We start from the raw sequence: 14,302 nt of genomic DNA on the forward strand, positions 1-14,302 counted from the left end.
AGAACGATGATGAATAAACCACTGGTCCGCGCGGTGCTACTGGTATTCGCCAGCGCGGCCCTGCTTGGCGCAGGCTACTTCGTGGGCACACGTCACGCCGCGACAAATGGAATGGGCGTAGCCGTGAATGGTGCTGCGACAGCTTCAACGGGCGACAAGGTCGACCCGAAAACTGGCAAGAAAGTGCTCTACTGGCACGACCCGATGGTGCCTGCGCAGCATTTCGACAAGCCCGGCAAGTCGCCCTTTATGGATATGCAGCTGGAGCCCGTCTACGCGGATGAAGGCGGTGGTGCGGCGGGCATCAAGATTGACCCGGGTTTGCAGCAAAACCTCGGCATCCGCTATGCGACCGTGCACCGGCAGGACACCTCGGACGGATTCGACGCGGTAGGCACTACACAGTTCGATGAGTCACGGGCTGACGTAGTGCAGTCGCGTGTCACAGGCTATATCGACCACCTATACGCGAGCGCTCCGATGCAGCGCATAAGCAAGGGCGCGCCGATAGCGTCCCTGTTCGTGCCCGACTGGCTCGCGCCACAGGAGGAGTATCTGTCGCTCAAGCGCGGTCGGATGGACATAGGCCTGCTGGAGGCGTCGCGTGCACGCATGCGTGCGCTCTCGATTCCGGACGGCCTCATCTCCAGCCTCGACCGGACCGGAAAGGTGCAGACACACGTTGTTCTGTCGTCGCCCGAGACCGGCGTCGTGAGCGAACTCAACGTGCGAGACGGGGCCCAGGTTACGCCCGGTCAGACGCTTGCCAAAGTTGCCGGTCTCTCGAAGCTGTGGCTCATCGTTGAAATTCCCGAAGCGCTCGCGCTAAGCGTGCAGCCCGGCATGACGGTGGATGCCACGTTCTCCGGCGACCCGACGCAGCACTTCAGCGGGAAGATTCGCGAAATCCTGCCGGGCATCAGCACCACGAGCCGTACGCTTCAGGCGCGTCTTGAAATCGACAACGCTGCGCTGAAGCTTACGCCCGGCATGTTGATGCGTGTGCGCGTCGGCGGCGAGAAGTCGGTTTCGCGGCTGCTGGTGCCCTCAGAGGCCGTCATCACGACGGGCAAGCGCTCGGTGGTCATCGTGAAGAACGCGGATGGCCGCCTGCAACCCGTGGCGGTTACGGTCGGCAACGATGTCGGCAATGAAACCGAGGCGCTCAGCGGCCTGAACGATGGCGAGACGGTCGTCGCCTCCGGCCAGTTCCTTATCGATTCAGAAGCCAGTCTGAAATCGGTGCTGCCACGGCTCGAAGGCAGTACGGGCGCAGGGGCAGCTCCTGAGGCAGCGGCGTCCGCGCCCGCTGCAGCTGCGACTGCGAGTGCGGCCGCGACCTACGAGACAACGGGCAAGGTCGAACACGTCACGGGTAAGGACATCACTTTCTCGCATCAGCCCGTGCCGGCGCTCGGCTGGCCCGCGATGACGATGACGTTCAGCAAGCCGGCATCCGATGCATTCCCGGACGTGAAGCCTGGCCAGACCGTCCACTTCGTCTTTAAACAGTCGGATGACGGTTACCAGGTGACGAAGGTTGAACCGGCAGGAGGCCCGAAATGATTGCGCGCCTCATCCGCTGGTCCATCCATAACCGGTTCCTCGTGCTGCTTGCGACGGTGCTCGTCACCGCGTGGGGTGTGTACTCGGTGACGCACACGCCACTTGATGCGTTGCCCGACCTGTCTGATACGCAGGTCATCATCAAGGCGTCGTATCCGGGCAAGGCACCGCAGGTCATCGAGGACCAGGTGACCTATCCGCTCACGACGACCCTCCTGGGTGTCCCCGGCGCGAAAACCATTCGCGCATACTCATCATTCGGTGATGCGTTCGTCTACGTGCTGTTCGACGACAAGACTGACCCGTACTGGGCCCGCTCGCGGGTGCTCGAATACCTGAACCAGGTGCAAAGCCGCCTTCCCCAGGGAACGACCGTTTCGCTCGGACCCGACGCAACCGGAGTGGGCTGGGTGTATGAATACGCGCTGGTCGACAAGACAGGAAAGCACGACCTCGGGCAGTTGCGCGCACTGAACGACTGGTTCCTCAAGTTCGAGCTCAAGGCTGTCCCGGACGTGTCGGAAGTAGCGAGCGTCGGTGGGATGGTGCGCCAGTACCAGGTGGTGCTGGACCCGGACAAGCTTCGCGCATATGGCATCACGCAAACGATGGTCGCCGACGCGCTCGGCAAGGCCAACCAGGAGTCCGGTGGCTCGGTCCTTGAACTCGCCGAATCGGAATACGTGGTTCGCTCGTCAGGCTATCTGCATTCGCTGGATGATTTTCGTAATGTCGTCCTTCGGACCAATGATGCGGGCACGCCAGTGCTGCTCGGAGACGTCGCACGCATACAGATTGGGCCCGAGCCGCGTCGGGGCATTGCCGAATTCAACGGTGAAGGTGAAGTGGCCGGCGGTGTCGTCGTCATGCGTTCCGGCAAGAATGCGCTGACGACCATCGAGGCGGTGAAGTCAAAGCTCGCTGACCTGAAGCGTTCGTTGCCGGCCGGCGTCGAAGTCGTGACCACCTATGACCGCTCACAGCTCATTGAAAAAGCGGCAGACAACCTGAAGGACAAGCTCATCGAGGAGTTCATCGTCGTCGGGATTGTCTGTGCCGTGTTCCTGTTCCATCTGCGTAGTGCATTCGTGGCCGTCCTGTCGCTGCCGCTTGGTGTGCTCGTTGCCTTCATCGTGATGCGCTATCAGGGCGTCAATGCGAACATCATGTCGCTGGGCGGGATTGCGATAGCTATCGGAGCAATGATTGATGCAGCCATCGTGATGATTGAAAACGCCCACAAGCACCTGGAGGCGTTCAAGCATCAGCATCCGGACACGCAGATAACGGCCGCTCAACGCTGGGAGCTCATAGCCTCGTCAGCGGCGGAGGTGGGGCCGGCACTCTTCTTCTCGCTGCTCATCATCACACTGTCGTTCATTCCTGTGTTCTCGCTGGAGGGACAGGAGGGCAGGCTCTTCTCGCCACTGGCCTTCACGAAGACTTACACGATTGCCGCTGCTGCAGGTCTGTCGGTAACGCTTGTGCCCGTGCTGATGGGATACCTGATTCGCGGGCGCATCCCGCATGAAACGTCCAATCCCATCAATCGCGTGCTGGTGCGCCTCTACCGCCCATTGCTCGAAGCCACGCTGCGGCGTCCCTGGTTCACCATCGGACTAGCGGTCGTCGCGCTCGTGCTCACTGCCATTCCGCTGACGCGATTAGGCGGCGAGTTCCTGCCGCCGCTCGACGAGGGGGACCTGCTGTACATGCCGACGGCGCTGCCCAGCATTTCGACCGAGAAAGCGGCCGAACTACTGCAGCAGACCGACCGGCTCATCAAGACGGTACCCGAGGTGGCCACGGTGTTCGGCAAGTCGGGTCGTGCAGAGACTGCCACGGACCCGGCGCCGGGCCTTGAGATGTTCGAAACCACGATTCAGTTCAAGCCCCGCAGCCAGTGGCGCCCCGGCATGACGCCGGAGAAGCTCATGGACGAACTCGACCGGACCGTGAAGGTGCCGGGGCTCTCGAACCTTTGGGTCCCGCCCATTCGTAACCGGCTGGACATGCTGTCGACGGGTATCAAGTCACCAGTCGGCGTGAAGATATCCGGGCCCGACCTTAAGCAAATCGACAAGGTGGCTGCGCAGGTCGAGGCCACAGTCAGGAACGTACCAGGCGTCACGTCAGCTCTCGCCGAGCGGCTGAATGGCGGCAGGTACATCGACGTCGACATCAACCGCCAGGCCGCCGCGCGTTATGGCCTTTCCGTCAGCGATATCCAGTCGGTCGTATCGTCGGCTGTCGGGGGCGAAAACGTCGGTGAAGTGATTGCGGGGCGGGAGCGCTTTCCCATCAACATCCGTTATCCGCGCGAGGTACGCGACTCGCTCGAGAAGCTGCGACAGTTGCCGGTGGTTACGGACCGGGGTGCGCAAATCCAGCTCGGCGATGTGGCCGACATCGGGATTGCCGACGGCCCGCCGTCGATTCGCAGCGAAAACGCACGGCTTTCAGGCTATGTCTACGTCGATATACGGAACGTGGACCTGCAGTCAGCGGTGAAAGCGATGCAGCAGGCCGTGGCGGAAAAGGTCACGCTTCCGCCAGGGTACTCGATTAGCTGGTCGGGCCAGTTCGAGTACCTTGAGCGCGCGGAGGCAAAGCTGCGAACCGTCGTTCCTGTGACGCTTGTCGTCATCTTTGTGCTGCTGTTCCTGACGTTCAACTCGGCTGCCGATGCGCTCTTACTGATGTCGACGGTGCCGTTCGCGCTGGTCGGCGGATTCTGGTTCATCTGGATACTGGGTCATGCGGTATCGGTCGCGACATCCGTGGGATTCATCGCGCTCGCCGGTGTTGCGGCTGAGTTCGGCGTTGTGATGCTGCTGTACCTGAAAGGTGCACTGAACCGGCGACTCGAACTCGGTGAGCCTCTTGACGAGGCTACGTTGCTCGACGCGATTCGCGAAGGCGCCGTGCTGCGCGTGCGGCCGAAAGCGATGACAGTTGCTGTCGTACTAGCCGGCCTTATTCCCATCATGGTCGGCCATGGCGCTGGCTCAGAGGTCATGCAGCGCATCGCCGCCCCGATGGTGGGCGGAATGGTCACCGCGCCCATTCTCTCGATGTTCGTCATCCCCGCCGCCTGGTTCCTCTTGCAGCGCCGTCGCGTTGTGCGAAGTCAGGACACGCGGTTTTCTCATGCAGTACTTTCCGGCACGAAAGTGCCATCAACCGAAACTGGAGAAATTCAATGAAGAAGATGATTGTTGTATTTTCAGCTATCGCAGCCGTTGTGACTGCACCCGCATTCGCAGGTGACGACATGGCCGGCATGAGTATGTCCGGGAAACCTTCCGCAACGAAGGCATCAGCGAACTCGGCCCTGACCGATGCCGAGGTCAAGAACGTCGACACGGCCACGGGTATGGTCACGCTGAAACATGGCGCACTCGAAAACGTAGGCATGCCGCCGATGACCATGGCGTTCAAGGCAAAGGATGCGGCGATGGCTAAACAGGTTCACGAAGGCGACAAGGTCAAGGTGCGCGTTGAAAACGTCAACGGTACGCTGACCATCGTGAAGATGCATAAACGGTCGTGATGCGCTGCTGACACGGTAACCGCAGGCTGAACGTTACCTGTTGGCCTGCGGACCGGTTTTGCCTGGAGGGAGCGAGAGATGCGGGACGTATCAATCAACGTCGGGCAATGGAGTTGCCGTGTGAACGACGCGTTCAGGCGGGTGTTGCACGTCACACTTGTCCTGTTCGTCGCGCTGACGTCTCTGGCTGCACATGCCGTAAGCGAGACCGACCTGCTGCCACCTGACCAGGCATTCCCGTTGACGGTTAAGCTCAGTGCGCCTCAGCAGGTCACCCTCGATTTCAGGACGCACGCTGGCTACTACCTGTATCGGGACCGGTTTGATTTCGCCGTGGACGGCGCATCGATAAAGCCGGACCAGATGCCACCGGGAGAAGTGAAGAACGACCCGACATTCGGCATGGTCACGGTCTATCACCAGCCGGTGGAAATCCAGCTTGGGTTGCCTCGTCCCGTCTCGACCAGCGTCGTACTATCTGTCACTTCGCAGGGCTGCGCGGACCTCGGCGTCTGCTATCCGCCGCAGACGCGAACCTATCGAATCGCGGCTACCGGAGCCGTCACTTCCGTCGCGGCCGGAAGCAACGCAACGGCCAGCGCTGCCGGATTCCCCGACACCGGCGTGAATCCTTCGCTCGCGGTATTCGGTATCAACCTGCGACCGGCAAATGGCATTTCAGTAATTGAACTGCTGGGTTTTCTGCTCGCAGGCCTGCTCATGGCCGGAACGGTTTGCATGTATCCACTGGTTCCCATCGTGACGGCTGTCATAGGTGGTGGCCGGGAGAGGCCAACACTTTATCGAGGCTTTGGACTGTCATTCGCCTACGTACAGGGCCTCGCGCTCACCTACGCTGTTGCGGGAACGCTTGCCGCGCTGGCAGGAATTCCGCTCGTCGCGGTTACGCAGCGGCCGTGGGTGCTCGCAGCGTTTGGTGTGCTGATGGTATTTCTGGCGCTTGCCATGTTCGGTGTGTTCCGTTTTCAGCTGCCGGCCAGTTTGCAGACAAGAGCCTCGGCATGGACTAACCGGCTGCCCGGTGGCCGTGTTGGGGCGGTGTTCGTAATGGGCATGTTGTCTGCCCTGATTGTCGGACCATGCTCGACGCCTGTGCTTGCGGGCGCGCTGCTGTATATCGCGAACAGTCACGATGTGCTAGGCGGCGCCCTCGCCCTGTATGTGTTGGCGTTAGGACTGGGGATTCCGCTACTTGCGGTCGGGACGTTTGGCGCTCAGGTACTCCCGAGAGCTGGCCGATGGATGGTAGCGGTACAGAATGCATTGGGCTTTCTGCTGCTCGCCGCCGCCCTGTGGTTTGTCTATTCGCTGTTGCCGGACTGGCTGCTCATGGTGCTCGTCGCGGCGTTGCTCGTGAGCTGCGGCATGATGCTCCGGGCCATCGACCCATTGCCGGCCGACGCACCTGGCATTTTCCGCCTGGGGAAAGCGGTCGGTGTGCTGCTCCTGGTCGCAGGCGTCGCGGAGTTCATCGGAGTCGTGTCGGGCAACTTCGATATCCTGGAGCCGCTCGGTGGCGTGATGCACACGTCCTCGACACCGCGCGCGAAGGCGGAAGCGGATTCGACCACACGGTTCGAAGCAATACGGTCGAATGCCGAACTGGACCAGGCGCTCAAGGCAGCGAATAGTCAGCCGGTCATGGTCGATTTCTACGCTGACTGGTGCATCAGCTGCAAGGAGCTCGAGCGATTTACGTTCACGGACCCTCAGGTTGTCAGTGAATTCGCTCACTGGAAGCTGTTGCGCATCGATGTGACAAAGAACACGCCAGAGGACACCGCGATGCTCCGTCGCTTCGGGTTATTTGGTCCGCCAGCACTCATCTTCTACGACAGAACTGGCCGGCAGCAACCTGATGCGCAGCTCGTCGGATTCATCGGTGCCGACGCGTTCGCGGCTCACCTGAGGCAATGGGGGAAGTAGCGTGGATACGAAGTGCCAATGTAGCTGCGCGTCGTGACAGCCTCTTGTGTCAAGGCATATACTGAATCCATGAAGCTCTGGGTCAAACTGGTCGCTTGCTTTCTGATTGCGTGGTTGCCGCTGCTCGGCTACCCGGCGCAGATGTCGCTTTGCCCCCAAATGGAGTCGATGACCGCGTCGATGCCGAGCGAGCAGCAGCAAACGCATGCTGCGCACGCATCCGACATGACGGCGGCTTGTGGGCAGGTAGCCAATCACCACGCGGCCAATGCCAATGCGCCCTGTCAGGGCAGCATCGGCGGCCTCGTCTGCGGCATGCCAGCCATACCCATGACCCACACGGTTATGGTTGTCCCTTCCTCACCCGTCTACCGGGCTGTCGCCAGCCACTTCGCGAAGCAGTTCATTCCTGAACTGCCGGCGCCTCCTCCCCGCTCGCTGTAGTTCGCTCAACGACTAGATTTTTGCGGTTTGACACCGTGGCTTAACGCACGTCCGACGCGCATGCAATGCGCGGGGCGGTGCGCGACCAACCTACCTTCTATCTGGATATATCCGAATTCGGAGATACACGTATGAACGCGAAATTGATTCGAACGGCCATTGCTTCCGTGCTTTTGGCCGCGACAGGTACCGTCGCCCTGGCGGCGGGCACCGTCAGCTCGTCGAATACACCCCAGCAGGGCCGTGAGTATGAACACGGTTCGATGATGGGCGGAATGATGGGAATGGGCGGAATGATGGGAAGCTGCCCGATGATGGGCGGCACTGCCGGCATGGACCCGAAGACTGCGATGCGCATGCATGGAGAAATGATGCGCGCAATGGGCGACATCATGCTCAAGTACGCCGAGCAGGCGGGAACAGCACCGTCGAAGTAGTGCGTGCTGCGCTTGGGCATCGTCAACATCCAGTCTGACTTTCAAAGGGAACTAATGATGAAGTGCAACACGAAGATGATGGCCGCTATTGCGGTTGCTCTCGCGCTGGCGCTCGGCGTTGCGTACTGGGCGCTACCTCAATTGCGAGGGTCGTTGGCAACGCTCCTCGTTGCGGTCTCCGCACTGGCTTGTCCGCTGTCGATGCTGCTGATGACGAGATGCATGCATTCGAATGCGGACCAGGAGCCGGGTCCGAGCCAGGCAATCGAGGAGCGAAAGCTGCAATCCGGCTCTAGCTCGTAGGCACATCAACCGGCAGGGGCGGTCCGTCATTGCTGTTTGACGGACTGCCCCAAGGCTTTTGCAGGAGCAAGCCATGTTCAATGGCAATCGAATACTGAACATCCTTGTCGCAGTCTTTGCTGTCATCGGGCTCGTTACGGTGCTTGGCGCGGCGGGCATCACGGCGGCACATTTCAGCATGATGCACGGGATGCGGTCCTGTGGGCAGACAATGCATCTCTGGCAGCACGGTCAGGATGGCGGGTCGGGAGACGTGAGATGAAGAGTCAAACATCGCGACGGAAGGTAACCCGGCAACGTGAACGTAAGTCGGCGGCCAGATGGTATCTGCTGGCCATCGTGGCGTTGATTCTTGCCGCCGTTGGAGCCCTCATGTCCGGGCCGTTGCTCATGCAGCGTCACGAGACCGAAGTCGCTCCGCAGAAGGCAGCCTCGTCCGCTCACAGTGCCCAGGCCGCTGGCTGGCATGTGGGCATGCTGCGTCCGGATGGACTACGCATCATCCCGAGCGGCCGCTCGGACGCCTCTCACGTTCTCAATCCCAATCAGTTTGTGGACAAGGAGGTCAGGCACGCCTACTGGGTAGCGACGCAAATTCCCGCTGTACTCAACAAGCTCTACTGCTGGTGCGGCTGCGAAAATCGAGGCATACATCGTTCCAATCTTCAATGCTTCGAAGACAACATGGCAGTCACGTGCGAGGTATGCCTTGGGACAGCGGAAATCGCCTGGCAAATGACGCAGGCCGGGGTTCAGGACGCTGGAAAGATTCAGGCTGGCGCCGATGCAAGATGGGGGCCGAAGGGTTAGCGGTCCTCGATGTCCCATCAATCGATTGGAGGAGGCGAACATGGACCTGAAATGCGTTGTCGCTATTGTGAGGCCTGACGTCCTGGAGGTGCTGGAACGACGGGTCGGAGCGATTCATGTGCACGGCATGACTGTGACCCGGGTACGAGGGTTCGGCGCGCATCCCAACGTGTTCGCCGACGACTGGACGACCCAACACATCAAAATCGAAGTATTCACCGAGGCGGACAACGTCGATGCGCTGGTCAAGACAATCATGGATACCGCGCACGTCGGCGCAGTCGGCGACGGAGTGGTGGCGGTGCTCCCTGCGGAGCGATTTTTCCGGATTCGCAACCAGGCCGAGACGAAGCCTTAAAACGATGGTGTGTACAAGCGCGCTTGTCCGCGCAACTCAAGCTGAAATTTGGCAGGGACGAGTGATCATTGGTGACAGAATTACTTCGTTTTGCTAAAGCCCTGTCCAGCAAGGCTGGACCGATATTGGCGTCTGTCAACGGCGCGGATTGACAGTTTTATTGTCGCAACGTTGACACTTTTAATACGTTCTACGGAAAGCGGTGAGCCGTTGAGCACCGCTGGGCCGACCAGCCCTTCGCAGTCGGCTGAAAGCAGCGTGATAGCCCAGCCGGCCTGGCAGTTGCCATACAGGACAGGCGGCTTGCCCGGGTGCCGTCGTGCGACTTCCTCGACGAATCGCCTCAACGCGTGCAGCACGTCGGCGAGCGTCTGGTCCGGACAGGGCTCGGGAAAGAAGATGACGAAATAAACCGTATGACCTTCGTGCATGGCCATGCCCACTTCCGAGTCGCGCTTGAGGCCGCCGATGCCGGGTCCGTGCCCGGCACGGGGATCGACGATGACGACGGGCGGTTTCGTCGCATCGAAACAGGCGTCGAAGCAGACGTCGTCGGCTCGCGTGATTCGCAGCAGTGCGTAATTCGCCGGGCGGTCATAGCGGCGCGCATCGAGCACTAGCTCATAGTCGAAGTCGAGGAGCGGCGGCTTGCCGGCGCGCTCGTGTCCGATCATGTTGTCAGCACGCTGCCGCAACGCGTCCCAGAACAGCACGCTGCGTTCCGCGAAGTCGCGCAGATAGTCCAGCGCATCCTGCAGGGCGCTGCCGGTTTTCGCTACTCCCGGCGGCTCAGACTAGGGGGCCGTGGCAGACTCGCGCGGCGCAGGCGTCACCTTGCTGCGCTTCGAAACGACGGTGGACCGCACGGGCACATTCACCTCGGTTTCACGCATCGATCCGTTCTCCATTCCCGGGGAGTGGTAGTGAGTGCGGCACCTGGCAGAGGGGCACCTGCAGTGGTCCGGCATCTTGCATCGGCACAACAGCCTCACCGTAGCAATTGTGCGTTCGGCGCGCTTGATGTGGATCAAGCCGACGGCGACAACGCAGCGCATCATCAACAGGACCATCACGTCAGTGTGAGGCCCCTGGGCCGCCCACTTCATGATATCCACTGCAAAGATCGTCGTGACCGTTGAGCGCACCGCGCCGCTTGATTGAGCTTCCCTCGGTTTCTCGCCTTCCATTGGTCCCAAGTTATGCAGCGGCATCCTTGGTCTGCTGAGCTTTGATCCAGTCCCGAAGGAACCGCTCCGGAGAAACCAGGCCGAGCGACGAATGACGACGACTGCGGTTGTAAAACACTTCGATGTATTCGAACAGATCGGCCTTCGCGTCCTGATGCGTCCGGTAGCGCGTGGCGTGAACCCGTTCGTTTTTCAAACTGTTGAAGAAGCTTTCCGTCGGCGCATTGACGCTCCTATGTCAAGAAGTGCGCGCTGAATCGGCCAGGTCGGCCAGAATGAGCGGGTACAGTTCCCTGACGATATAGCGCTTCAGGCAGCGGTGAATTTCCTTGTTGGACATGCCTTCCCTGGTTCGTCGCTCGACGTACACCCGGGTTCTCGGATCACTGCGCATTCGCACCATGGCAATGGTCCACAGGGCGTTGTTTGCAGCACGGTCACCTCCACGGTTCAAGCGATGTCTGACCGTTTTGCCAGAGGATGCCTGCAATGGGCTCGTCCCACAAAGCGCAGGGAGTGCAGCGTCGCTTTTCAAGCGTTCTGGATTGTCGCCTGCGACGGCCACAAGTACTGCTGCCGTTTGAGGGCCAACGCCGAATCGCTCTCGAAGCCGTCTGGCATGCTTCAGGGTCAAGCGCTCAAGCATCGCATCAAGCGTCTTGAGCTCTTCCGCGAGCGCGAGGTAGCGCTTTGCCAGCAAGCGCAGCGTGGTTGCCAGAGTCTGCAACATAGGTGTGTCACCCAGCGAGCGCAGCCTTGCGCAGTTTGCAACGCATTCCGCTGTCTTTGTCTTCAGAAGGCGTTCGCGGATGTCCTGCGGCGCACTCACCAGCAAGGCTCGCAACTGGTTTATCGCCTGAGTCTTGGCCTTGACGGCGCTGCGACGAGCAACGGAAACAGCTCGCATCGCTTCGGCCGCGCCAGACTGATCTTTGGGAATCGCAGTTGCCTTTCCGGCGAGGACCGATCGTGCGGCGTTTTCCGCATCGGTCGGATCGGATTTCCCGCGCGAACGACGCGCAGCCCGATCGGGACGATTGACCTCCAGCACTTCGATCGCGTGATCGCGCAGCACGCGGGCCAGGCCCGCCCCATAGGTGCCAGTCCCTTCAACGCCAGCGCGGCGCAGATGACCAAGAGAATTCGCCCAGGTCAGCAGCTTGAGATATCCCGCAGTTTCGGCCGCCACCGACAGGGTTCCAAGGAGCTTCCCTGTTTCGCTGATTATTGCACCGACATGCGTATCGAGATGCGTATCGACACCCAGAATGACTTCGTGTTGTTCCATGCGTGTTTCCGTCGTGGTGGGCGCATCGCCAACCCCAATCGCTGGACAGGACACTCACGGTGCAGGACAAAGCTCCTATCAGGTCACAAACGCTGGGCCCGGCAACGCTCGGGGAACGCCGGAGCCCGATCGACAGGTCAACGCCAAGGCAGCTCGGCCAATCCCAGCACGGGTCAGATCGGTCCGACGTTCAAGGCGTATTTTGGACTGAGTGTCCCAGCAATTTCCTTTGCGACTCATCGAGCAGCGCATGCCGTAAGCGGCCAGCTTGCGCTGGAATTCGTGACTCGCGTACTGACTGCCTCTATCCGAATGACACAGCGCGCCTGGCTCGGGGCGCCGCCGGAACCAGGCCATCGTCAGTGCGTCCGTCACGAGATCCGCCGTCATGCGCGGCTTGACCGACCAGCCCACCACTTCCCGGTTGAACAGGTCGAGCACCACGGCCAGGTACAGCCAGCCCTCGTCGGTCCAGATGTACGTGATGTCCGAGCTGAACACCTGGTTCGGCTCGGTAGGCGTGAACTCGCGATTCAACAGATTCGGCGCGACCGGCAGCTTGTGCTTCGAGTCGGTTGTCACCCGGTAGCGGCGTTTGTGCCGGGCCCGGATGCCGTTCTCACGCATCAGCCGTTCCACGCGTTCCTTGCTGACCGGAAAGCCGCGATCACGGATTTCCTCGGTCATACGCGGCGAACCGTAGGCACCCTTGACCTCGGCGTGCACTGTCCGGATCAGCGTCAACAATTGCGTGTCCGTCAGGCGCGTTCGTCCAGGCTTGCCGCCGCGCTTCCACGCGCGATAACCGTTCACACTAACCGACAACACCCCGCACAGCGAGGACAGCGGATATTGCCCGACCTGCCGGTCGATCCAGGCATACCTCACAGCAGGTCCTTCGCGAAGTATGCTGCCGCTTTTTTTGCGATCTCAAGCTCCATTTGCAGGCGCTTGTTCTCGGCTCGCAGACGCGACAGTTCCATCTGCTCTGGCGTGACTGGCTTAGCTCCGGCTCCATTCAGCTTGCCCGACGCCTCGGCCTTCACCCAGTTGCGGAGCGTCTGCTCCGACATGCCCAGTTCCCGGGCCACCACGGCGAAGCCCTGGCCTTCCTTGACCCGCTGGACGGCGGCCACCTTGAACTCCGCCGTGTACGCTTGTTTCGGTACTTTAAACATCCCTGATTCCCTTCCTTTCCGTCGAGTTTATACACGACCGGTTGGAAGGCGAAATTTCTGGGGAAGCTCAGACCACGCGGGCGTCGAAATGTGTGAGCACAAGGGTGTCGGTCACCCCGATACTTTGTGCGACGGCGCTGTGGAGGCCGCGGCACGCGCGCTGGGTCGTGCCTACCTTGACGATTACAACGCCGTGCTGCACTTCAACCTGGACAAGGCGCTCCTGGTTGGCGGCCTGAGCGAGCCTCGTTTCGGCGGCGGCCGTATCACCCGGCGCATGAAGCTGTTTGTCTCGGGGCCAGTGACCACCCGCGTGTCTGGGTCACCGGAGACGGTGATCCGGCAGGCTGTGAGCGACCATGTTGCCGGGACGCTGAAGCTCGAAGATGGTCTGATCGACGTGGTTCCGATGCTGCGACCGGGCGCGCCCTGTCTGCAGCGGGTCAACGCTTGTACGGGCATGCCGCTGGCCAACGACACATCATTTGGAGTGGGCTATGCCCCGTTGTCGGACCTCGAACAACGGGTGCTGAAAGCGGCGGAATTACTCAAGTCCGATGTGCTGCGCACAACGTTTCCTGCGCTGGGCTTCGACTACAAGATCATGGGTCACCGCATCGGGGAGCTGATGCGTCTCACGATCGCACTGGCTTTCGTGGACCGTTATGTGGTCGATGCAGCCAGCTATTTTTCGCAGAAGTCGGCAGTGAAGACGTTTCTTGCCAGTCATCTCGGCGAAGCCTGCACCGTCCGGTGTAACGCGCTTGATGAGCCGCATGCCCGAGAGGAGAGCGGACTGTATCTGACGGTCACCGGCCTGAGTGCCGAGCAGGGCGACGACGGCGAAGTGGGGCGCGGCAATCGCATCAACGGGCTAATTACGCCTGGGCGGCCGATGTCGCTCGAAGCAGTTGCGGGCAAGAATCCGGCCTCTCACGTCGGAAAACTCTATAACGTGCTCGCGCATCGGCTCGCGCAATCCATCTTCGATGATCTGGACGGCGCGATGACGGTGACAGTCCGGTTGCTGTCGGCGATTGGCAGCCGGATCGACGAGCCACAGCTGGCTGCAGTCGACGTCTGCGCGTCCGATCGCCTGTCCGACGCACAGCGCCATCGCATACGGGAACGCGTTGCACATGGACTGGCCGGACCGTCCGCACTGACCCGGGAGCTGATCGACGGCAGCGTGCCGGTCTGCTGAGCGGCTGCCCGTTCGCGGCCGGCGGTC

The 14,302-nt window shown here is 61.0% G+C and carries 12 protein-coding genes and 3 pseudogenes; 11 read left to right on the forward strand and 4 right to left on the reverse strand.

Annotated features, from left to right (window positions below; genetic code table 11):
- Positions 1-6 precede the first annotated feature (6 nt).
- The 10 genes from AB3X89_RS03370 (at position 7) to AB3X89_RS03415 (ending at position 9,418) form a co-directional block, all read left to right on the forward strand.
- Positions 7-1,566 (forward strand): efflux RND transporter periplasmic adaptor subunit, encoded by a 1,560-nt coding sequence (locus tag AB3X89_RS03370; protein WP_368581828.1) that lies wholly within the window; start codon positions 7-9, stop codon positions 1,564-1,566.
- A complete protein-coding gene (locus AB3X89_RS03375) occupies positions 1,563-4,772 on the forward strand; it encodes an efflux RND transporter permease subunit (RefSeq protein ID WP_368581829.1) in 3,210 nt (1,069 codons plus the stop codon). Before AB3X89_RS03370 ends, AB3X89_RS03375 begins: the two co-directional genes overlap by 4 nt.
- The gene (locus AB3X89_RS03380) at positions 4,769-5,119 is read left to right on the forward strand and encodes a copper-binding protein (RefSeq protein ID WP_368581830.1); all 351 of its coding nucleotides are present in this window, start codon (positions 4,769-4,771) and stop codon (positions 5,117-5,119) included. Before AB3X89_RS03375 ends, AB3X89_RS03380 begins: the two co-directional genes overlap by 4 nt.
- 120 nt (positions 5,120-5,239) lie before the next feature.
- Positions 5,240-7,066, forward strand: coding sequence for a protein-disulfide reductase DsbD (gene dsbD, locus AB3X89_RS03385; protein WP_368581831.1), 1,827 nt, complete (start codon positions 5,240-5,242; stop codon positions 7,064-7,066).
- Positions 7,067-7,135: 69 nt separating this feature from the next.
- Entirely contained in the window at positions 7,136-7,510 is a 375-nt protein-coding gene (locus tag AB3X89_RS03390; RefSeq protein WP_368581832.1) for a hypothetical protein, read from the forward strand.
- Positions 7,511-7,641: 131 nt separating this feature from the next.
- The gene (locus AB3X89_RS03395; protein WP_368581833.1) at positions 7,642-7,947 is read left to right on the forward strand and encodes a hypothetical protein; all 306 of its coding nucleotides are present in this window, start codon (positions 7,642-7,644) and stop codon (positions 7,945-7,947) included.
- 3 nt (positions 7,948-7,950) lie between these two features.
- A complete protein-coding gene (locus AB3X89_RS03400; protein WP_368581834.1) occupies positions 7,951-8,250 on the forward strand; it encodes a DUF2933 domain-containing protein in 300 nt (99 codons plus the stop codon).
- Between the two features lie 73 nt (positions 8,251-8,323).
- A complete protein-coding gene (locus AB3X89_RS03405) occupies positions 8,324-8,512 on the forward strand; it encodes a hypothetical protein (RefSeq protein ID WP_368581835.1) in 189 nt (62 codons plus the stop codon).
- Positions 8,509-9,060 (forward strand): PCYCGC motif-containing (lipo)protein, encoded by a 552-nt coding sequence (locus AB3X89_RS03410; RefSeq protein ID WP_368581836.1) that lies wholly within the window; start codon positions 8,509-8,511, stop codon positions 9,058-9,060. The genes AB3X89_RS03405 and AB3X89_RS03410 overlap by 4 nt, the downstream gene beginning before the upstream one ends.
- A gap of 40 nt (positions 9,061-9,100) precedes the next feature.
- Positions 9,101-9,418 carry a P-II family nitrogen regulator gene (locus AB3X89_RS03415; RefSeq protein WP_368581837.1) on the forward strand — a complete coding sequence of 106 codons (318 nt, stop codon included), beginning with the start codon at positions 9,101-9,103 and terminating at the stop codon, positions 9,416-9,418.
- Positions 9,419-9,612: 194 nt separating this feature from the next.
- On the opposite strand, the pseudogene AB3X89_RS03420 reads toward AB3X89_RS03415, so the two are convergent.
- From AB3X89_RS03420 to AB3X89_RS03435, 4 genes and pseudogenes are all read right to left on the reverse strand, one after another.
- Positions 9,613-10,176, reverse strand: a pseudogene (locus AB3X89_RS03420) (DUF3141 domain-containing protein); the annotation flags it as partial.
- Between the two features lie 439 nt (positions 10,177-10,615).
- Positions 10,616-10,831: pseudogene (locus AB3X89_RS03425) on the reverse strand (IS3 family transposase); the annotation flags it as partial.
- A gap of 12 nt (positions 10,832-10,843) precedes the next feature.
- Positions 10,844-11,893, reverse strand: coding sequence for an IS110 family transposase (locus tag AB3X89_RS03430; protein WP_368581838.1), 1,050 nt, complete (start codon positions 11,891-11,893; stop codon positions 10,844-10,846).
- A 213-nt stretch (positions 11,894-12,106) separates the two neighbouring features.
- A pseudogene (locus AB3X89_RS03435) lies at positions 12,107-13,071 on the reverse strand (IS3 family transposase); the annotation flags it as partial.
- Between AB3X89_RS03435 and AB3X89_RS03440 the strand changes: the two are divergent.
- On the forward strand, positions 12,965-14,275 hold the full coding sequence (locus tag AB3X89_RS03440) for a methionine adenosyltransferase (protein ID WP_368581839.1): 1,311 nt from the start codon (positions 12,965-12,967) through the stop codon (positions 14,273-14,275). The pseudogene AB3X89_RS03435 and the gene AB3X89_RS03440 overlap by 107 nt on opposite strands.
- Positions 14,276-14,302: the final 27 nt, after the last annotated feature.

Source organism: Paraburkholderia sp. BR14320 (assembly GCF_040948665.1).
Classification (GTDB): domain Bacteria; phylum Pseudomonadota; class Gammaproteobacteria; order Burkholderiales; family Burkholderiaceae; genus Paraburkholderia; species Paraburkholderia youngii.